Origin of the sequence: Paenibacillus sp. V4I7 (assembly GCF_030817275.1) — a bacterium.
Taxonomy (GTDB): Bacteria; Bacillota; Bacilli; order Paenibacillales; family NBRC-103111; genus Paenibacillus_E.
Map to the genome: position 1 here is coordinate 3,468,215 of NZ_JAUSZD010000002.1, position 20,536 is coordinate 3,488,750.

A 20,536-nucleotide genomic window follows, 5' to 3' on the forward strand; every position below is an offset into this window, starting at 1 on the left:
AGACCTTAAAAAGCTAATTTGTAGAAATTTAAAATGATGCTATAAAAAATTTCTTTCACTTGTCATCCAAATTCTATGCCTTTATAGAGCAAATTGCAAGGGGTTTAAACGATTCTAAAACATAGAGTTTTTAGATCGAATCCATATCAATATTAGAATGATTCCCAACTTTCATTTTGGAAGATTGGTGAGCATGAACTTTCGCCAGTTCCCATACAGGAATGCCTCCACTTGAGATTCCTTATAGTTTCTACACAAAGCATCTATTATATTTCCGTATTGACCGACATGTCTCAAACCTTTTATCCATTGTTCGATCCCATCAAAATCCGATCCAAAGCCAATATGCCCTTCCCCACCCAGTGAACAAACATGATCAATATGTTTCAGCAGTGCCGTAATGGGAACAGCTAAATTTGTGCTATCTACAAAGTAAGGAACAAATGTAATTCCGATTAGTCCTTGACACTGGATGATAGCTTTGATTTGGTCGTCTGATAAATTTCTTGGATGAGGACAAACTTTTTGAGCATTCGAATGGGAAGCAATAAATGGTTTAGCATACACCTCAACTAATTCCCAGAACGCCGCTACTGATAAATGTGATACATCTGCTATTATACCCATAGTTTCTAATTCTTTTAACATCAGCTTGCCTTTTCTTGTAAAACCACTTTTACGCGGCTCCATAACACCATCTGCAGCCCAATTTGCATAGTTCCAAGTCAAACCAATACTTCTAACACCAAGGTGGTGAAGAATCCTTAAATGCGTCATGTTACCAGCTAAAGCATCTAAACCTTCAAGAGTGAGAATAGCTCCAATCTGTTCCCCCGCTTCAACAGCACGCCAGTCATCGACATTTTGAATAAATTTCATTCCTGGATGACCAATAATTTTTCGATGAAATAAATCCACCATTTGCAAAATATGATCGAATGTAGGCTGCTGAATGGAGTCCGATAAATAGATGGCAAAACACTGAACCTTTACTCCCGCTTGCTTAAGCCTTGGATAACTAACATCCAATTCCTGTTCTTCCTTATCGAAATCCAACTTGGGGTTCATATACAATTTCGTAAGCGCATCGCAGTGACCATCCATTATTCTCATCCTAGCAGCCTCCTATACACCATCTTCTAGACAACACAAAAACCCCTAAGCAGAGGTTTGATAGGCATTGTGAAAAACCTGTCTACTAGGTAAACAGGCTTGGTATTTAGTATGGTACGGTTTATTATCTTGGCTCTACAATAAGTTTAATGGCCGTCCGATCTTCCCCGTCAATCACGATGTCTGTAAAGGCTGGTACACAAATTAAGTCGACTCCACTGGGCGCGACAAATCCTCTTGCGATAGCTACTGCTTTGATGGCTTGGTTTAAGGCGCCTGCACCTATAGCTTGGAGCTCAGCAGCTCCACGCTCACGCAAAACACCTGCCAATGCACCTGCTACGGAGTTTGGATTAGACTTTGCTGAAACTTTTAATACATCCATGAATAGTACCTCCTCGGGAATGATGGATAGATTCCATTACCCATCATATTCTCAAGGTTGAACAAACATGCTATCCTATCCGATTTAAATGTTCGCAATATTTGAAATTATCTGCTAATCCATGAAAACTTGATCTTCATCATAGCGGATAAGGTTAATTCCTTTTGCCAAACCTGTCTGATCGTTCAATTCAATCACGACAGCATGGAAATGCCATTTGCCTTCATCCGTAACGAATCGAACTGGAAGCTGTGTTTTGAACTTTTGCAGTACAGCATTACGTTCAACGCCAAGAATACCATCACGTGGCCCTACCATCCCTACATCGGTTACATAAGCTGTTCCTTGCGGCAAAACACGGTTATCATTCGTTTGTACATGTGTATGAGTGCCGACAACTGCTGACACTTTTCCATCTAAATGCCAACCCATCGCAATTTTCTCAGAGGTTGCTTCTGCATGGAAATCAACAAATACAAATTTATGTTTCTTCTTATCCGCTTCAAGAATTTCATCCACTTTACGAAATGGGCAATCAATCGGCGGTAAGAATGTGCGTCCTTGCAAATTAATAATCAGTAATTCCTGATCCTTGACCTTAATGACCGTATGTCCTCTACCTGGTGTCCCAGGAGGAAAGTTTGCGGGTCGAACCATCTTCTCGTCACGATCAATGAAATCAAAAATCTCTTTCTGGTCCCACGTATGATTGCCCATCGTCAGGGCTTGAATGCCCATCTCATAGATTTCCTTAGCTATTGCCGCTGTAATACCTTTCCCTGCGGCAGCATTCTCACCATTAGCAATGAACACTGCGTGAGGATGAGCTTGTTTTAATCTAGGCATACTATTTTTTAACGCTTTTCTTCCAACAGATCCTACAATATCTCCAATAAATACAATTTTCATAACAATGTTATAGCTCCTTTATAAACCCTAGATGCAAAGGCGAGCAATTGATAGATTCAATGACAAGCCTGAAAATAAGGAAAAGTGGCTATATCAGCCACTTTTCGCATTGGTATCTTATTTAGCGTATTCAACAGCCCTTGTTTCACGAATGACCGTAACCTTAATATGTCCTGGATAATCGAGTTCACTCTCGATTTTCTTCGTAATATCGCGGGCTAAACGGAATGCTTCGGTATCATCCACTTTCTCCGGCTGAACCATTACACGTACTTCGCGACCAGCTTGAATGGCGTATGATTTCTCAACACCTTCGAAGGATTCCGAAATTTCTTCTAGCTTCTCCAAACGTTTGATATACGTTTCGAGCGTCTCTCTGCGTGCTCCAGGTCTTGCTGCGGATAAAGCATCTGCAGCTCCTACTAACATCGCAATAACAGAGGTTGCTTCCACGTCACCGTGATGAGAAGCAATACTATTAATAACGACTGGATGCTCCTTGTACTTCTTACCAATCTCAACACCGATTTCCACATGAGATCCTTCAACCTCGTGGTCTAGCGCCTTACCGATGTCATGAAGCAGCCCGGCACGTTTCGCCAAAGTTACGTCTACCCCGAGCTCCCCGGCCATCAGACCAGCCAGATAAGCTACTTCCATGGAATGTTTCAACACGTTTTGACCGTAACTTGTTCTGAATTTCAAGCGACCCAAAATTTTGATCAAGTCAGGATGCAATCCGTGTACACCAACCTCAAACGTGGCTTGCTCCCCGTATTCGCGGATACGCTCGTCCACTTCTTTACGGGATTTCTCGACCATCTCTTCAATGCGTGCTGGATGAATACGTCCATCAGCAACAAGCTTTTCTAAAGATGTACGAGCAATTTCGCGTCGGATCGGATCAAATCCTGATAAAATAACTGCTTCTGGCGTATCATCAATAATAAGGTCGATACCCGTCAATGTTTCCAGTGCGCGAATATTACGTCCTTCACGACCGATAATTCGGCCTTTCATTTCTTCATTTGGCAGTGATACAACTGAAACCGTTGTTTCAGCAACATGATCTGCAGCACAACGTTGAATGGCGAGCGTGATGATTTCACGGGCTTTCTTATCACCTTCTTCTTTGGCCTGCTGTTCGATTTCTTTAATAAGCTGTGCGGTTTCGTGACGAACTTCCTGTTCTACATTTGTAAGAATGATACTCTTAGCTTCATCCATTGTAAGACCAGAAATTCGCTCTAACTCCGAAACTTGGCTTTTATAAAGCTGATCAATTTGTGATTGTGTATCCTCGATCCGCTTCTCTTTGTTGGCAACTTGCTCTTCTTTACGCTCGAGAGATTCTAATTTTTTATCCAGCGATTCCTCTTTTTGCAACAATCGTCTTTCTTGTCGTTGAATTTCATTTCGACGTTCACGAATGTCTTTTTCAGCTTCGGACCTCAGTTTATGCACTTCGTCCTTTGCTTCCAGAACCGTTTCTTTTTTCAGTGCTTCTGCTTCCTTCTTTGCAGATTCTGTAATCTGTTCAGCGGCTGTTTCAGCACTGGAAATTTTCGCTTCTGCAAGAGATTTACGGATAAAATAACCAATCCCTAAGCATGCAGCTCCAACAATGAGAATGATCGCGATCCAGATGAATGACATCATCTTGTTCACCTCCTCGTTGGTTTCTCCAAGGTGTTAGCCTGGGATTCCCTTCGGTTTTTTAATCCGATTTTTAATTGTTTTGACTAGTCATACATACCCTACTAATTAAGAGTATGGCTTTTAAATGAATGCGCACCGTGCGTTAGAGGCACTATAGTGCTAATAATCCATAATCAACAGTGTAAAAATTGGCGGTTTCTACATCTGTCCCCTCAAAATCAATGAAATGAGTATGATTTTGAATACATTATGAAAATATACACTGTTATTTTATCTTTTGTCGAAGAAGCTTGTCAAGCGAATGTCCCTAAGATGACTGAATAAGTATTTCCAGTTCCCGCGAAATATTTAATGTCATTAACTTATTTAAATTATAATTAATGTCATTAACAATCAAAGGGATCATCTGAGATTTCAAATTCCTCTTCACTCGATTCACTGCTTAGTACCCCCAAAACCTTGTTGACAATAGAGCCCGTATAACCTCTCCGCATTAGAAAAGCTCCCGTCTTTCTTTTACGATCTATTGTCTTGCCTGAGGTTTGCTTCCATTTCGTTTGGCCCAACTTCATCGCCCCCGTATACTCATCTTCGGGATTGATTGTCTCCATCGCATTTTTAACTAATTCTTTATCAATGCCTCTTTGTTGGAGCTCCTGTCGAATGAGATTACGACCTTTTCGCTGCGAAATAATGCGATTATCTGTCCACATTTTCGCAAATTCCTCATCATTGATATAATTTTGCTGGACTAGCTTCTCACATGCCCATGCAATGATAGGCACTTCGAATCCTTTCTCTTTCAGCTTACGTTTTACTTCACTTAATGAATGTGGTCGTCTGCCTATCATGCTTATTGCCTTTATATAAGCCATATTCTGTTCCTCATCAAGCGTAATGCTTTCGATTTCTTGTAGATGTATGGTTTCTCCTTTGTTTAACCGATGCTTGATTAAAATGTCTTCATGAACCGAGAATGCGTATTCTTCATTTAGAAATATATTGTATCGATGCTTACCACGCTTCTGTTTCTCTACCTTGGTGATGATTAACAATGGTTGTTGCTCTTCGCTATTCAAAACTAACCAACTCCTTCAATGAAGAAAGCACCTTAACACAAGGTTTAAGGTGCTTTCATGTATGATCATTAAAAACTTATTCGAAATCTGGTTCCAATTCATCGTCTTCCTCGTCAACATTAAGAGGGACTGCTTTGATTAGATTACTGTTCTCTCGAATCCGTAATTCAATCGTTTCCGAAATACTTTTGTTATCTTTCAAAAACTGCTTCGAATTCTCACGGCCTTGACCAAGACGCTCACCTTCATACGAATACCAAGCTCCGCTTTTATTAACGATATCCATCTCTGTTCCGATATCAATAATACTGCCTTCGCGTGAAATTCCTTCACCGTACATAATATCCACTTCCGCTTGTTTGAACGGCGGAGCTACTTTATTCTTAACGACTTTAATTCTTGTGCGGTTACCAACCATATCATTACCCTGTTTGATTGTTTCCACACGACGAACATCTAGTCGAACGGATGAGTAGAACTTAAGTGCACGGCCACCAGGTGTTGTCTCTGGGTTACCGAACATAACGCCTACTTTTTCACGCAACTGGTTAATGAATATCGCGATAACTTTGGACTTGTTGATCGCACCGGACAACTTACGAAGCGCTTGGGACATCAAGCGTGCCTGCAGACCCACGTGAGAATCACCCATATCGCCTTCAATCTCTGCTTTAGGTACTAAAGCGGCTACAGAGTCAATAACAATAATATCTACAGCACCACTTCGTACTAGTGCTTCAGCGATCTCAAGTGCTTGTTCACCGGTATCCGGCTGAGAGAGTAGAAGCTCATCTATATTAATACCAAGCTTGCTTGCATAAGAAGGATCCAATGCATGCTCCGCATCGATAAAAGCTGCTTGTCCACCATTCTTCTGTACTTCTGCGATTGCATGTAGAGCTACAGTAGTTTTACCGGAAGACTCTGGTCCGTATACTTCAATAATTCTTCCGCGTGGAAATCCACCTATTCCAAGAGCGATATCAAGCGCAAGAGAGCCGGATGAAATCGTTTCAACTTGCATATGTGTAGATTCTCCAAGCTTCATAATGGAGCCTTTTCCGAACTGTTTCTCAATTTGACGTAAAGCATTATCAAGTGCTGCGCGACGATCTGACAAAACACTCACTTCCTTCTTCTATCATTATAGGTATATGATAACTTGTTTTCAGGTGTTTGCCAAGCATTTTTTCGAACATACATTCGACTTTTTAGCGAACAAACAAAAAACCGCAACAAAGTTATCGCTTTGTTACGGTTCTTCCGTTAACACTTAGTCTCATTATATGCGAACTCTAGCTATCTTTCAACTGTTTCCATAAATGATAGAGTGCGCTTTTGGCAGCTCTATGCTTAATGGACTCCCGGTTACCAGATAGCTGCAAAGTAATAACCGTTGTTGCTGCGTCTTTTTGAGCAAAACCTATATAAACAAGCCCTACTGGCTTGCCTTCAGACGGACTTGGACCGGCTACACCCGTGACTGATATGCCAAAGTCGCTTCCGGTCACAGTAATCAATTGCTCCGCTAAGAAGGTTGCTGTCTCGCTGCTAACAGCACCAGGGGAACCCTCCCCTTCCAGCACTTCCATTGGAACACCGAGGAGCTTATGCTTCAAGGCATTCGAATAACAAATAATTCCTCCAAGAAATGATTGGGAACTCCCCGGCACTGCAGTAATCAAATCACTTAGCAAGCCGCCTGTGCAGCTTTCGGCCACAGCAAGCGTCTGGTTCTTCTCGCCAAGCAATTGCAGCACAATTGTTTCGATGGGAACATCTTGGTCCGCATAGAGATACTCTCCTAATCGCATTCTAATCTCTTGTTCGGTCACTTGAAGATTTCGTTCGCCTTCTGAAGATGTCTGTGCACGAGTAGTTAAGCGAATCGTCACTTCGCCTTCTTTGGCGTATGGAGCGATCGTTGGGTCCGTTTGAGCTTGGATTAGATCAAGTAATTGATGTTCCAAATTAGATTCACCGACGCCGGCAAATTTGAGCATTTTGGAATAAAGCGGAATCTCATTGGTCATCCGTGCACGCAGCCAAGGAGCCGCATACTTGGAGAACATCGGTTTCATTTCTTTGGGCGGACCTGGCAGAAGAATGAAATGTGTCCCTTCGTATGTAAATGCTACACCAACAGCAAGCCCTGTTTCGTTATGTAAAGGATCACTTCCCACTAGCATCATCGCTTGTCGTCTGTTACTTTCCACCATATGGATCCCGCGCGACAGGAACATATCTGTAATTGTTTTCATAGAGGGCTCATGCACAATCAATTCACGGCCTACAAACGCAGCAAGCACATCCTTCGTCAAATCATCCTGCGTAGGTCCAAGACCTCCTGTACAAATAACGACATCAGCCCTTGAAGCAGCTAATTTGAAGCTATCCAGCAATCTCTGTTCATTATCACCAACGACCGTTTGAAAATACATGTCTACGCCAAGTGCAGCACATTCTCTGGAGAGAAATTGAGCATTTGTATTTACAATTTGGCCTAGTAAAAGTTCCGTTCCAACAGCGATAATTTCTGCTTTCATCTCGAGTTCCCTCCTTAACATGAGAAAACCTCTACCCCTCGGCCATTCAAAGATGAGCGACCGCGTTTAGAGGTAATTTTTATCGCCAATAAGAAAGCGGTTTTCGGGAGCCGAAAACTTATACTTTCTTAAGTGGTAGAAAAAACAATAGGTTGCCCTATTAAGCCTTTTCCGAAAAATCTATGACATGCTTATTTTTCACAAAGTACTCTACACCAGAATACACGGTAATAATTGCAGCTGCCCAACTAGCTATAACATCAAAAGGAAAGTGCATAAACGTAAAAGGAAAATTATTGATAAGAAGTGCAATGATGGCTGTAATCTGAGCTGCCGTCTTCGCTTTTCCCCATTTGCTAGCCGCCATCACTGTGCCTTCCAATAGAGCAATTTGGCGAAGTCCTGTAACAGCCCACTCCCTACTGATAATGACAATGACAATCCAAGCATCTACTTTATCCATTTCGACTAATGAGACGAGCACAGCCGTAACAAGCAGCTTATCCGCTAAAGGATCAAGCAGCTTGCCCAAATTAGTTACAAGATTACGTTTTCTGGCAATGTAACCATCTAAACTGTCTGTACTCGCAGCAATAATGAAAATTAAAGCAGCAATAATTTGATTATATGTTATGCTAAATTCCTCTATCCGTATTTGAGGGAATTTCACCTTAATCAACAGAAAAAACATGATAATAGGTACTAATAAAATCCTCGCCACGGTGATGCGATTGGCCAGGTTCATGCAATTACCTCCCCGGATAAGTCAAACTCATAAGAGTGGGTAATACGAACCTTAGCTAATTCACCAATGTTAAGCTTCGCATTTGACACGAATACTTCTCCATCAATCTCAGGAGCATCAAATTGAGAACGTCCAATATATACATCACTTCTGCCATCGTATCTTTCGATAAGCACGTCAATTTCCTGCCCGATGCGGCGTCCGCCACGCAGATTCGAGATTTCTCGCTGAATTTCCATAATCGCGTTCGCACGATACTCTTTGACATCATCAGGAACTTGGTCCGGCAAACGCGCTGCTGGCGTATCATCTTCCTTGGAATAGGCAAAAACACCGAGACGGTCAAACTGAATGTCGCGAACAAATTGTTTTAAGTTTTCAAAGTCTTGTTCAGTTTCGCCTGGGAAACCTACAATGAGTGATGTACGTAGGGCAACATCCGGAATCGCTTCACGAATTTTACGAACTAGTTCACGTGTATCCTTCTGGCGGCCAGGTCTACGCATACGTTTGAGAATAGAATCTTCACTGTGTTGAAGTGGCATATCGATATACTTACATACCTTTGGATTAGATGCCATGACAGCAATCAATTCATCGCTAAAGAATCCAGGGTAAGCATAGTGTAGTCGCACCCACTCGATGCCTTCCACTTCACTAACTTTATTCAGCAAAGTAGGCAGCATGAAACCATCGTAAAGATCCGTTCCATAATTCGTGGAATCCTGCGCGATTAGACTAATCTCTTTAACGCCTTGTGCAGCAAGATTAGCTACTTCAGCAACAATGGACTCCATACTTCTGCTTTTGAAGTTACCTCGCATAATTGGAATACTACAGAATGTACATGCGTTATCGCAACCTTCTGCAATTTTCACATAGGCTGTATATCGAGGTGTAGTCATGAGTCTTGGCAGATCCGCATCATAATTGAACACCGGATTCCCAACAAGAACCGGTTTCTTTCCGCGAAGTGCTTCATCTACGATATGGTTGATTTTATCGAAATCTCCGGTACCCACAATGCCATCAATCTCAGGCATTTCTTCCATCAACTGCTTTTTGTAGCGTTGAGTCAAACACCCTGATACGATAAGCGCTTTGAGATTCGCTGTTTGCTTTAATTCTGCCATATCCAAAATTGTATTAACGGATTCTTCTTTTGCTGCATCAATGAACCCGCAAGTGTTCACGATAATGACAGTGGCATCTTCCTTGTTCTCAACAAGCTGAAAGCCACGGCCATGAATTAATCCTGACATAATCTCGGAATCGACCAAATTTTTCTCGCATCCGAGAGTAACTACTTTAACCTTTTCTGTCATGAAAGAAACAACCTCCAATAGTCCTAAAAAACACTCCCTACCAGTATAATACAAGCCCTATAGGGTGTCAAAATGTAAAAACCCCCTACATGTAGGGGGCTACTCTCCAAAGAACATCGTATGTATGCCTATTTCAAGTTAACAAATTGCAAATCAAGAGGAATTTCCGCCTTACGCAGCAAGGCAATAACAGCTTGTAAATCATCTCGACTCTTCCCGGTTACCCGGATTTGATCACCTTGGATTTGCGTCTTAACTTTAAGCTTGGAGTCACGAATTAGAATGTTAATTTTTTTCGAGTTCTCCTGATCGACACCTTGCTTCATGCTAATTTTCTGCCTTACGGTGGAACCAGCCGCTGGTTCTACCTTACTGTACTCGAGATTCTTAATCGAGATGCCGCGCTTCGTCATTTTGGCGTGCATAATATCAAGGACATTCTGAAGCTTAAACTCATCATCCGAGGTAACAACAAGTTGGTCCTTATCCAATTTAATGCTGCTTTTACTACCTTTAAAGTCAAAGCGGGTTAGGATCTCTTTTTCCGCCTGCTGTATGGCATTGTTTAGTTCCTGCATATCCACCTTGGATACGATATCAAACGAGCATTCTGAACTCATCTTAGACAAAACATCCTTTCCATCAAATTACAATAGCATTATAGCAAGAAGCCGTAAAAAAAGAAACATCCTAAGCACTCTCAGCCTAGGATATCTCTTGGTATTATTCATTACCCGGGAAAGCGCAGGAAACGTCAAAATGCTAGTTTTTTTGCAAATTGAGCTGTACCCTTTTGGGGTTTGGTGTATCCCCGACAGGAACGATCGTACCATTCACAGTAAGCTCCAAAGCACTGGCTGCGCCTACATTTAAATACGCAGAACCGGTTAAATCAAAAGAGTCCGTATCACCGGCTTTGTAAAGTTTCTGTCTAAGCATTTCCTTACCGCCTGTCTCTGTAAGAGAATCCACACGTATCCAACAGGAACCTGATATTTTCATCTGAATATTCAGATTGGAAGCACCGGTTATCGTGTAATTATCCACACCCTTCTCGCTGCTGCTAAACTTAACCTGAACGGATGGTGTTGGTGTTGGCACCGGTGTCGGAGTAGGAGTCGCAAGAGGCGCCACTTTACCGTCACCGGACGCATTCGTTGTCGTACTTGGAGCAGTGCCAGTCGCAGGATTCGTAGAATCTGTGATTCTCGGTGATTGCGTTTGAGAAGAAGGATTTTCATCCGCTGGTGTTCCCTTATAGTTCTTGTATGTATAGTAATATACGATACCGAATATAAGCAAAATGAAACAGACAAACATCGTACCAGAAGCCCAGCGGCTCAATTTCTCGGTATTACGGACACTTGTTCTATTATTACGAATCGTTTCTACAACTGGTTTCTCTACAGCTGGGGAGGGATTCGTCGTTTGGTACATGTTGAGAACTTCCGTAGGGTCAAGTCCCACCGCTTCAGCGTAGCTTTTAATAAAGGCACGGACATAGAAGCTGCCAGGCAGAACCTTGTAATTTCCTTCTTCAATTGCTTCCAAGTAGCGTTTACGAATTTTCGTAACTTCTTGAAGATCATCAAGCGAGATCTTTTTTTCCTGGCGTGTTTTACGTAAAATGTGTCCTAGATCAGACATATGGTCACCTCCCCGCGGGATCTTCTTTATTTAATGACGTTACAGACATTAAAAAGGTTCGGACGTATACGTAAATGAATCATAATTGATTTCTTCATCCGGGCTATTTCGCAACTCAATAATATAATCGAAGTGATTATATGTGTATTCCGACTCCCGAATAAATATATCCGGATGCTCGATAACCTTAGTAGAAGGCATACCCATAATGTCCTGCAAAAGGCTATAATGCTTCTCATTTGAGCGTATAGTAGAAACGATTCCATCAATGATATATACGTTATTTGGAGTCATTTCATCTTCCGACAGTTGACTGCGTACGGTTTGTCTAAGTAACGTAGAGGAAACGAAAGTCCAGCGCTTGTTTGCGCATACACTTCCTGCAATAATTGACTCCGTTTTACCAACTCGCGGCATGCCACGTAGACCTACAACTTGGTTCCCTTCTCGCTTGAAAATCTCACCAAGGAAGTCAACTAAAAGTCCCAATTCATCACGAGTAAAACGGAATGTTTTGCGATCATCCGAATCGCGTTCAATATACCGACCATGACGGACAGCCAAAATATCAACAAGCTTGGGGGGTCTAAGAGCGGTAATAGTAATATTATCTACTTTTCTTAACATTTTACCCATTAAGTCAATTTTTTCTTCATCATTGGTTTGTAGAAGCATACCACGGGTACGATCTTCTACCCCATTAATGGTCACAATATTAATATCCAGCATACCCATCAAAGAAGCAATATCCCCTAATAAGCCGGGACGGTTTTTGTGAATTTTGTACTCCATATACCATTCTTTTACGTCCAATCTTTCCACCTCATCGCAATATCTGTAACGAACAAGTCGATACCTACTCAAGTAATTTCTACAATTTCCGTCAATGTCCTTCTTTTATCGCATAAACCTACACAAATTTATTTCATTTTTAGTTCTTTAAGCTCTTGTTCGTTGTAAATTGTACCACCTTTTTTCCAAGAACTGTTTTTCATCAAAACTAGACGATTGTCCAAAATTTGAGTCCAGTTTAGTTCAGCCGATACAGCTCCTGAAAGATCCACAACCGATACTCCGATAGATTTAGCTTTCTGCACTTGTGCCTCATCTACGGGTGTATAGAAAATAATCGTGTTAGAGTGATGCTGTCTCGTTTGGAATGATAACTGCTGGAACCACTGTTCATTATTATCGAGTAAAACGATATGATCCGCTTCCTCCGAAGGTGCCCAAGCAGAAGGAATGGGACGATCGCTTCGAGTCACCCACTCCACGAGAACATTTTGTGCTAAAAGGTCTTGGATCCATTTATTTTTCAAGGTCTCAATCTGTTGAGAATCAATTTGTAAGAACGAAGCTTGCTCATTTACCTGACTTGTGATTCCTTTGATATCAAGCTGACTTTGTAATAAGGTCCACTTCCCCATCGAAAGTCCTTGTCCAATCACCCCATTAGCAGAAGGGAACAGTTCATTACCAATGACATATATGTAATCATATTTGCTTGCTTTCAACTTTGCTATTACGGTTTCATCCAGTTGATTCAAATCCTTGATCCAATCAAAGGCTATAAAATTAGCATCTCTCCACTGCTGAAGCGCATTTCCTACCGACTCTTTAGCCGGCGCAGACATACTAGCTCCTGTCAGCATTAGCACTGATAATTTATTATCCAACAATTCCTGCTTAATGGTTGGAATTCCACGATTTCCACACCCTGCTACGATAAAAGATAAGAGCAATAATGCAAGCGCAAAACGTTTGATTGTCATGAAGTTACAATTCCTTTCATCCTTATAAAGCGTGCAAAAGCCTCCGAAAGAGGAGGCTTTCACATAGTACCCTATTGAATTGTAAAACGGTTATTAACCTTTGTCTACTAATTTTACCATGAGGCGGGCAATTGTATGTTTTTCTTGCTCATCCCCTGCATCCCACAGTTCTTTGAGCACTCGCTCTTGTTCATTTTCGGGATCCACTTTATTTGCCAGAAATTCTCCAATTTGAAAAGCGAGCTTAGAGATGGTTTCCTCACTCATCCCCGCATTTCCAGCCTGACTCACACGTTCAGCCAAAAACTCTTTCCACTTATCAAATACTTTAAGTACAGTAGCCATTGTAAGAAGCCTCCTTTAAATTATGAGAAATGGTCATTACATACGTAATATTCGCTTCCCAGCTTAAAATTATGCGTGAGGCTTCCTACACTGTACTCAAGTTAACCATCCACCATTTGGACTTATGATTTGACCCGTAATATAACCGGATTCAGGCAGTGCTAAAAAGTATACAAGTGAAGCAACTTCATCAGGCAAAGCAAAACGGCCTGCCGGAATTTCATTGGCGATCGCTTCCCGCTCCTCAGGTTGGAATCCTGCCATCATTTCGGTATATACCGCACCGGGCGCTACAGCATTCACCGTCACACCAGAAGGAGCCAACTCCTTCGCTAACGCCTTCGTAAAGGCGTTCAATCCACCTTTGGCTGTTGAGTATACAACCTCACAGGAAGCACCTGAGATGCCCCATATGGAGGATACATTAATAATGCGGCCGTACTTTTGCTTGACCATTGCAGTCATGAAAGTTTGTGTACAAAGAAAGGCGCCTTTAAGATTTACATTCATCACCAGGTCCCAATCTTCTTCACTTACATCAGAAAGCATTCCGAAGTGAGAAATCCCCGCATTGTTCACGATAATATCAGGGACCATGTCTTTTTGTTCCAGCTTTTCTTGCATCTTGTTGATTTGCTCACGAGATTTTACATCTGCGGAAATGGTTAACACTTTGGCGCCATGTTTCATGCAGGATCTGGCTACTTCATTGGCAGCTTCATGTGACTCACGGTAGTGGATAACCACATTCATGCCTACCGCGGAAAAACGCTCAGCAATGGCTGCACCAATTCCCCGGCTAGCTCCTGTAATAAGAACTGTTTGTTCACTGAATGGCTTAGAAAACGTCACGACGGCTTACGACTTTGCACAATCGAAATAGCAAGTCTGCTCCAGTCAAAATGCTCGCGGAACCGACGGTTCACGTCTTCAAGTGTAATCTGCTCGTAAACAGGCAGTATATCGAATAAATCAATACCTTTAAAACGGTATTTAGTGAATTCATTCGCTATGGATTCCGGTGAGTTCATCATCCTTAGGAAATTGCCAATTTTCTTTTTACGACTCCGTTCGAAAGTGACTTCATCGAGCCCAGCATCCTTACGTTTCTCAACCTCTTCGCGTATGCGCGCTACAAGTTGGTCCGGATCTTTAGTATCTCCGCCAAGAATGGAGAACGCATATCCCTCACTACAGTTATATTCATGACCAAAATTATCAGAAATCAATTGCTCATCATATAATGCCTGATAAATATCAGAGCTTGAGCTGAACAATACATCCAACATTAATTTCGTCGTCAATTCTTTAACTAGTAAGTCTTTCCCACTTACAGATGGCACAGGCTCCTTGAATCCGATTAAACATTTTGGCATTGAAACAGGAAGTAATGTTACTCTGCGCGCTTCCTTCACTTCTAATGGCTCCTCTGGAAAAAATCGTTGGATATTTCCTTGAGGTGGAAAAGTTTTGGCAGCTTGATTTCCTTTAACTAGCGAAATAACCTCTTCTGGATCCACACCTCCAACAACAAACAAGCTCATATTGCTAGGGTGATAGAATGTGTTGTAGCACTCATATAAGGTTTCTTTTGAGATTTCGGCAATAGAATCAACTGTACCAGCGATATCAATATGGATGGGATGCTTAGCATATAAGGATTCAATTAATCCATAATAGCTTCTCCAATCCGCATTGTCTTCGTACATTTTGATCTCTTGACCAATAATGCCTTTTTCCTTTTCTACATTTTCATCTGTAAAATAAGGATTTTGCACGAAATTAATTAATGTCGTTAAATTTATTAAATAATGATCTGTGGATGAAAATAAGTATGCTGTCCGATCAAAGCTTGTAAAAGCGTTAGCCGAAGCACCGTTTGAAGCGAAAGTAGCGAAAATATCACCTTCAGGCTCCTCGAACATTTTGTGCTCCAGAAAATGAGCAATGCCATCCGGAACTTGAACTGCCTCTTTCCCTTCAACTTGAAAAGAGTTGTCAACCGATCCGAATTGCGTCGTGAACGTCGCATAGGTTTTCTGGAAACCATCTTTGGGTAGAACAAAAACATGTAACCCATTATCGAGTTTCTCATGATAAATGGTTTCACCCAGATGTGAATAAGGAATAACCTGCATCTTCTACTCTCCCTTCTGGTCCCGCAAAAAGTATATCGTATCCAGTTGAACACGCTTGGCAGCTTCTGCAATAGCCGCAATATCTACCTGCTCCACAGATTCAATCAAGCCTGAAACCGTACGTTCTTTTCCAGATAAAATAGCATTAAAGTCAAATGAAATTAATTCAAATGCGGAATCCTGAATTTCGCGCAGTTGATTGGCAATCATGGCTCGAGTTTGATTCCATTCAATATCACTGATATCTCCTTGTTCCATGGCAGTCAGCTGCTTTCGAATGATATCAACCGCTTTCTCATAATTCGCCATTTCGATCCCTGATTGAATCGTCAGAATGCCTTTGTGACCATCGAACCGAGAAGAGGCATAGTAGGCCAGACTCGCTTTCTCACGAACATTCGTAAACAATTTGGAGTGTGGGTAACCTCCGAGAACGCCATTATACATAAGAGCTACTGGGTACTGCTCATCTCGATACGAAATATTTGTTCGCAGTCCCATGTTCAGTTTCCCTTGATTAACATCCAGACGTTCAACGATTGTCTTCACATCTCCTGTTGCCCCCCGCGGGGCAGATGTTACATAACCAACATCCTCTTTACGTTCAATGGAGAATGCCTGCTTTACAATACCCTCTACTTCAAAAAGCGTCGTATTTCCAACGACATAAATATCGATAGGTGCCGTTTGAAGCCAGTGTTTATATTGTTCGTACAGTTGCTCGGCATTGATAGGGTCCAAATCATCGATTTTACCCAAAGGGTGAAGTCGATAAGGATCATCACTGCACATTTCTTCGATACAGCGTTCAGCTGCGTAACGAATTTTATCATTAATAACTGATTCTATGCGCTTTTGGAGAGTCTGCTTCTCAGCATCGACATATTTGTTACGAAAATGTCCTTCTTCGAGCGCAGGCTTTGTCAAAGTTTCTCCAACGAAGTCAAGTCCCTGCTCTAATAAAGATTGTGCTGATTTTACGAATCGGTCATTGATGATATCCATGCGTAACTGAACAATTTGGTAATCGCCCCGTTTGTAAATATCAAAACCGAACCCTGCACCATATAAATCATCTAAATATTCTCGAAATTGCTTTGTTTCTGGGCGAAATTCCGTACCTCTTCGCAGTACAAAGGGTGTTAATGCGGTACTCGTGACCGTTTCTTCCTCTAGAGGACGGCCTATGTACACTGAAATGGCAAACGTTTTAAACCGATCTGTCGGCAGCACATGTAAACGTATATGATTCCATGTAGTGCGCTCAAATTGTATTTGCTTCAAAGGTCGGTCTCCCTTCATTGTCCGTGATATAAATCCATTATATTCCTATACGAAGAGGAGAAGCAACCAAAGCTGGTTCCTTCTCCTTTGTCCATGTCTAAATTATTTACAGAAAATATGCTTCCCAATATTTTTGACTTGCGTCCTGCTCCAAATCCATTTGGATGTCGCTGTTACCGGGTTGAAATAATAGATACAACCGCCCGTAGGATCCCATCCGGTCAGCGCATCTTTTACTGCTCTTTTCGTCGATTCGTTTGGTGTTAGCCAAATTTGGCCATCTGCTACGGCTGTGAAAGCACCAGGCTGAAAGATAACACCAGAAACCGTATTAGGAAAACTTGCTGACTTTACACGATTCAAAATAACTGCTGCTACTGCTACCTGACCAATATAGGGTTCTCCCCGAGCCTCACCATTCACAGCATTTGCCATCAGATTAATATCCTGCTCTGATAAGCCCAGGTTATTAGAAGGCAGCAAATTGGCTGGCTTTTTATTTGAAGTAGCCGTTTCTTTGCCTGCGCCGCTCTGTCTTCCTGTTGTTGGTGCTGTAGGCCTCCAATTCTTCGTAGCTTCCCACAGTTTAAGCTTGGTCTTGGGACCTACAACGCCATCTACTTTCATCCCAAACTCACCTTGGAATCGCTTCACTGCCAATAAAGTTTTATACCCATAATCTCCGTCTATACTGCCGTTATAGAAGCCAATGAACTTCAATCTGCCTTGCAGCTCGTTAACGTCAGCTCCTGTGGCTCCATATCGCACTTCATTTTTACTAAACGTTTCTTCTGCAGGTGGATTGAACTTTCCTTTCAACTGAAAAGCGACAACTAATACGAAAACAATACAAAATGTAAGTACAATTAATCGTTTATTCATTCCCCTTCTCAACCTCACTTTTCAAATTACAGCCTTTTCTTGCTTATTATGAGAAAGGGACTCTATGTTTATACAAAAAAAACACTCTCCTGAGGAGAGTGCTTGTACTTTCGTCTATTTAAGCTAGGAACTGATCCGATTATGATGGTATTGTTCAATCGACATTAGCACCTCTCGAGGCTTGCTGCCTTCGTACGGGCCGACGACCCCTTTGGCTTCCATAGAGTCAACCAGCCTTGCCGCACGTGTATACCCGACTCTCATACGTCGTTGCAGCAGGGACACAGAGGCTTGCTTGGCTTCCAATACAATTTGAACAGCCTGGTCGTACAGCTCGTCTTCAAATTCATTTTGTTGTTCCGGCATTTCTTCCACATGCGGAACCATTTCTTCTTGGTAATTCGCCTGCTCCTGCGTGCGTACAAATCCAACCACATGTTCAACCTCTTGGTCAGATAAAAAGGCACCCTGAATACGAACAGGTTTGGACGCGCCAACTGGCAAATAAAGCATATCGCCTCGACCTAACAGCTTCTCGGCTCCGACCATGTCCAAAATGGTCCTTGAGTCTACTTGAGACGAAACACCGAACGCAATACGTGATGGAATATTGGCTTTAATCACACCCGTAATAACATCAACGGATGGTCGTTGTGTAGCAATAATTAAATGAATACCCGCAGCACGGGCCATTTGAGCAAGTCGCGTGATAGAATCTTCCACATCATTAGCAGCAACCATCATTAAATCGGCTAACTCATCCACAATAACCACGTAATAAGGCAGAGGGACTGCTGTACCGCTTTCTGTCAACATTGCATTGTAGCCCTCAATATTTCGGGTTCCGCTTTTTGAGAATAGTTCATAACGCTTTTCCATCTCAACGACGACTTTCTTAAGTGCTAACGAAGCTCGTCGAGGATCAGTTACAACTGGTGCCAGTAGATGAGGAATCCCATTGTAAACATTCAATTCAACCATCTTCGGATCGATCATAAGAAACTTCACTTCATTCGGCTTTGCTTTATACAAAATGCTCGTAATAATCCCATTAATACAGACGGATTTACCTGAACCGGTCGCTCCAGCTACAAGTAAGTGAGGCATTCTTGCCAAATTTCCGACAATTGGTTGTCCAGAAATATCTCGTCCAAGTACAACGGATAGCCTTGAGCTGGATTCTTGAAAAGCAGATGTTTCCATGACTTCACGCATGGTCACAATCGAAACCTCCAGATTCGGCACCTCAATGCCGATCGCAGCTTTACCAGGAATCGGCGCTTCCATCCGAATATCCTTGGCTGCAAGCGCCAACGCGATATCATCGGTCAAAGAGACGATTCGGCTGACCTTCACACCCACATCAGGCTGTATCTCGTAGCGTGTCACGGCAGGGCCTCTGACGACCTCCAGCACCTTGGCACGAACCCCAAAGCTCTCCAAGGTGGCTTCTAGCTTCCTTGCATTCGCTTTATAGTCCGCCATCTCACTGCCTTTGCCAACAGCAGGCTTCGCTAATAATTCAAGGGACGGCATCTCATATGGCCGTGTTTGCACAATCGGCACATTCTCCTGAAATTCTAGCGTAACTGGTTCATCATCCGTGTCAACAGCCCCTGCTCCCTGTACTTTAGAAACAGGCGCTGTAGAGGAAGCTGCAGGATGTTTGACTGCCTGCTGAGCTTCTTGAAAAACCTGCTCCTGAAAATCACGAATAATAGGTGTGATTGGTTGATCTGTGGATGGTGAATCAGATTCAGCAGCTTGCTTCGCACTTGACTTATAAAGAACTTGCTCGGTTTCATCTGCTGCATCTAAATCATTTAATTCATCTGAATTTGAATTACTCTCGACTGCCGTCTTTTTCCGACTTTCCTTATTTGGACGAAGCAGCTCCATAAAGAGTGGTGTCTTCTTCGCCCGTTTAACAGGCTGGAAAACCTCCTCATCGAACTCATCATCAACTGGAACATAAGAGGATTTCTTCGCCTTAGTCGTACTAGTACCTGCGGAGACAGTTTGGGGCTGACGTGTTTCGCGATCCTGCAGCCACTCTTTCATTCTATCTTTAAAATTTTGGCCAACATTACTGAATCGACCCTTCACGATATTGCCAACGTCCACGTAAGAAATGCCTGTTGCCAGAATAAAGCCCATGACAAACAGGGCGTATTGGATTAATCTCGCTCCCAAATAATCGAACAGAAAGTAAAGGACACTGTATAGCATAGCGCCAATCATTCCGCCACCAATACCATGTTCCAATGCCGCTTTGCCAGCTTCTGTTGGTTTCAGACCATCTAACATAGCATTCCATGTGGATGCAATGACTTTCCCTGATGTGAAACCGCCATCAGGATATAATTGAGCGAACAAATCAATATGATTTTTTATTAGTAGGCCAAGAATGAACAGCAGTATGCCTGCTTTCTTGGGCGTAACCATCTGTGGCCAAGCTCTCTTGATCATCGCATATAAGGCCACATATATGAAAATCAGCGGTATAAGTGAATACCACGTTCCCACAAAAAATCGAAAAAGGTAAATCAACGAATTCCCAACATGCCCTTGATGAGCAAGTGCAATGACCGAGAAGATTAGAATGAGAATACCATATAACTCGAATAACAAGCTTGTTTTTAGAGCCTTGCCTTTTTTCTTGCGTTTCGCCACGCTTGCCACCCCCAAGTCCACATTATACCATATT

At 42.3% G+C, this 20,536-nt stretch carries 19 protein-coding genes; all 19 read right to left on the minus strand.

Annotated features, from left to right (window positions below; translation table 11 throughout):
- Window positions 1–171: 171 nt before the first annotated feature.
- Entirely contained in the window at window positions 172–1,113 is a 942-nt protein-coding gene (locus tag QFZ80_RS17115; RefSeq protein ID WP_307560160.1) for a dipeptidase, read from the minus strand.
- Window positions 1,114–1,237: 124 nt separating this feature from the next.
- A complete protein-coding gene (locus QFZ80_RS17120; RefSeq protein ID WP_028558349.1) occupies window positions 1,238–1,498 on the minus strand; it encodes a stage V sporulation protein S in 261 nt (86 codons plus the stop codon).
- Between the two features lie 114 nt (window positions 1,499–1,612).
- Window positions 1,613–2,407 (minus strand): TIGR00282 family metallophosphoesterase, encoded by a 795-nt coding sequence (locus QFZ80_RS17125; protein ID WP_307545164.1) that lies wholly within the window; start codon window positions 2,405–2,407, stop codon window positions 1,613–1,615.
- 117 nt (window positions 2,408–2,524) lie between these two features.
- Window positions 2,525–4,066: a ribonuclease Y gene (rny, locus tag QFZ80_RS17130; protein WP_307545163.1), complete on the minus strand. Its 1,542-nt coding sequence runs from the start codon at window positions 4,064–4,066 to the stop codon at window positions 2,525–2,527.
- Window positions 4,067–4,452: 386 nt separating this feature from the next.
- Window positions 4,453–5,145 carry a regulatory protein RecX gene (locus QFZ80_RS17135; protein WP_307560162.1) on the minus strand — a complete coding sequence of 231 codons (693 nt, stop codon included), beginning with the start codon at window positions 5,143–5,145 and terminating at the stop codon, window positions 4,453–4,455.
- A 76-nt stretch (window positions 5,146–5,221) separates the two neighbouring features.
- Window positions 5,222–6,265 (minus strand): recombinase RecA, encoded by a 1,044-nt coding sequence (recA, locus tag QFZ80_RS17140; protein ID WP_047672987.1) that lies wholly within the window; start codon window positions 6,263–6,265, stop codon window positions 5,222–5,224.
- Between the two features lie 175 nt (window positions 6,266–6,440).
- Window positions 6,441–7,691, minus strand: coding sequence for a competence/damage-inducible protein A (locus QFZ80_RS17145; protein ID WP_307560164.1), 1,251 nt, complete (start codon window positions 7,689–7,691; stop codon window positions 6,441–6,443).
- Window positions 7,692–7,851: 160 nt separating this feature from the next.
- Window positions 7,852–8,436 carry a CDP-diacylglycerol--glycerol-3-phosphate 3-phosphatidyltransferase gene (gene pgsA / locus QFZ80_RS17150; protein WP_307545160.1) on the minus strand — a complete coding sequence of 195 codons (585 nt, stop codon included), beginning with the start codon at window positions 8,434–8,436 and terminating at the stop codon, window positions 7,852–7,854.
- Window positions 8,433–9,761, minus strand: coding sequence for a 30S ribosomal protein S12 methylthiotransferase RimO (rimO, locus tag QFZ80_RS17155; RefSeq protein ID WP_171688220.1), 1,329 nt, complete (start codon window positions 9,759–9,761; stop codon window positions 8,433–8,435). The genes pgsA and rimO overlap by 4 nt, the downstream gene beginning before the upstream one ends.
- A 128-nt stretch (window positions 9,762–9,889) precedes the next feature.
- On the minus strand, window positions 9,890–10,381 hold the full coding sequence (locus QFZ80_RS17160) for a YajQ family cyclic di-GMP-binding protein (RefSeq protein ID WP_047672977.1): 492 nt from the start codon (window positions 10,379–10,381) through the stop codon (window positions 9,890–9,892).
- Window positions 10,382–10,523: 142 nt separating this feature from the next.
- Window positions 10,524–11,408, minus strand: a complete 885-nt coding sequence (locus tag QFZ80_RS17165) for a helix-turn-helix domain-containing protein (RefSeq protein WP_307560167.1) — start codon at window positions 11,406–11,408, stop codon at window positions 10,524–10,526.
- Window positions 11,409–11,456: 48 nt separating this feature from the next.
- Complete coding sequence (locus QFZ80_RS17170) at window positions 11,457–12,200, minus strand: DUF3388 domain-containing protein (RefSeq protein ID WP_373291262.1); 744 nt, start codon at window positions 12,198–12,200, stop codon at window positions 11,457–11,459.
- 128 nt (window positions 12,201–12,328) lie between these two features.
- Window positions 12,329–13,180, minus strand: a complete 852-nt coding sequence (locus QFZ80_RS17175; RefSeq protein WP_307560169.1) for a hypothetical protein — start codon at window positions 13,178–13,180, stop codon at window positions 12,329–12,331.
- A 93-nt stretch (window positions 13,181–13,273) separates the two neighbouring features.
- Complete coding sequence (locus tag QFZ80_RS17180; RefSeq protein ID WP_307545156.1) at window positions 13,274–13,525, minus strand: DUF3243 domain-containing protein; 252 nt, start codon at window positions 13,523–13,525, stop codon at window positions 13,274–13,276.
- Between the two features lie 96 nt (window positions 13,526–13,621).
- Window positions 13,622–14,377 (minus strand): elongation factor P 5-aminopentanone reductase, encoded by a 756-nt coding sequence (gene ymfI, locus QFZ80_RS17185; RefSeq protein WP_307545155.1) that lies wholly within the window; start codon window positions 14,375–14,377, stop codon window positions 13,622–13,624.
- Window positions 14,374–15,663 carry an EF-P 5-aminopentanol modification-associated protein YfmH gene (gene yfmH, locus QFZ80_RS17190; RefSeq protein ID WP_307545154.1) on the minus strand — a complete coding sequence of 430 codons (1,290 nt, stop codon included), beginning with the start codon at window positions 15,661–15,663 and terminating at the stop codon, window positions 14,374–14,376. The genes ymfI and yfmH overlap by 4 nt, the downstream gene beginning before the upstream one ends.
- Window positions 15,664–15,666: 3 nt before the next feature.
- On the minus strand, window positions 15,667–16,947 hold the full coding sequence (gene yfmF, locus QFZ80_RS17195; RefSeq protein WP_307545153.1) for an EF-P 5-aminopentanol modification-associated protein YfmF: 1,281 nt from the start codon (window positions 16,945–16,947) through the stop codon (window positions 15,667–15,669).
- A gap of 102 nt (window positions 16,948–17,049) precedes the next feature.
- Entirely contained in the window at window positions 17,050–17,829 is a 780-nt protein-coding gene (gene sleB / locus QFZ80_RS17200) for a spore cortex-lytic enzyme (protein WP_307560172.1), read from the minus strand.
- 123 nt (window positions 17,830–17,952) lie between these two features.
- Window positions 17,953–20,502 carry a DNA translocase FtsK gene (locus tag QFZ80_RS17205; RefSeq protein ID WP_307545151.1) on the minus strand — a complete coding sequence of 850 codons (2,550 nt, stop codon included), beginning with the start codon at window positions 20,500–20,502 and terminating at the stop codon, window positions 17,953–17,955.
- Between the last annotated feature and the right edge of the window lie 34 nt (window positions 20,503–20,536).

Excerpts from the sequence above, each read along its gene's own strand:
- QFZ80_RS17115 (WP_307560160.1), bottom strand. The coding sequence starts at position 1,113 with ATGAGAATAATGGATGGTCACTGCGATGCGCTTACGAAATTGTATATG.
- QFZ80_RS17120 (WP_028558349.1), bottom strand. The coding sequence starts at position 1,498 with ATGGATGTATTAAAAGTTTCAGCAAAGTCTAATCCAAACTCCGTAGCA.
- QFZ80_RS17125 (WP_307545164.1), bottom strand. The coding sequence starts at position 2,407 with ATGAAAATTGTATTTATTGGAGATATTGTAGGATCTGTTGGAAGAAAA.
- rny (WP_307545163.1), bottom strand. The coding sequence starts at position 4,066 with ATGATGTCATTCATCTGGATCGCGATCATTCTCATTGTTGGAGCTGCA.
- QFZ80_RS17145 (WP_307560164.1), bottom strand. The coding sequence starts at position 7,691 with ATGAAAGCAGAAATTATCGCTGTTGGAACGGAACTTTTACTAGGCCAA.
- pgsA (WP_307545160.1), bottom strand. The coding sequence starts at position 8,436 with ATGAACCTGGCCAATCGCATCACCGTGGCGAGGATTTTATTAGTACCT.
- rimO (WP_171688220.1), bottom strand. The coding sequence starts at position 9,761 with ATGACAGAAAAGGTTAAAGTAGTTACTCTCGGATGCGAGAAAAATTTG.
- QFZ80_RS17160 (WP_047672977.1), bottom strand. The coding sequence starts at position 10,381 with ATGAGTTCAGAATGCTCGTTTGATATCGTATCCAAGGTGGATATGCAG.
- QFZ80_RS17165 (WP_307560167.1), bottom strand. The coding sequence starts at position 11,408 with ATGTCTGATCTAGGACACATTTTACGTAAAACACGCCAGGAAAAAAAG.
- QFZ80_RS17170 (WP_373291262.1), bottom strand. The coding sequence starts at position 12,200 with ATGGAGTACAAAATTCACAAAAACCGTCCCGGCTTATTAGGGGATATT.
- QFZ80_RS17175 (WP_307560169.1), bottom strand. The coding sequence starts at position 13,180 with ATGACAATCAAACGTTTTGCGCTTGCATTATTGCTCTTATCTTTTATC.
- QFZ80_RS17180 (WP_307545156.1), bottom strand. The coding sequence starts at position 13,525 with ATGGCTACTGTACTTAAAGTATTTGATAAGTGGAAAGAGTTTTTGGCT.
- yfmH (WP_307545154.1), bottom strand. The coding sequence starts at position 15,663 with ATGCAGGTTATTCCTTATTCACATCTGGGTGAAACCATTTATCATGAG.
- sleB (WP_307560172.1), bottom strand. The coding sequence starts at position 17,829 with ATGAATAAACGATTAATTGTACTTACATTTTGTATTGTTTTCGTATTA.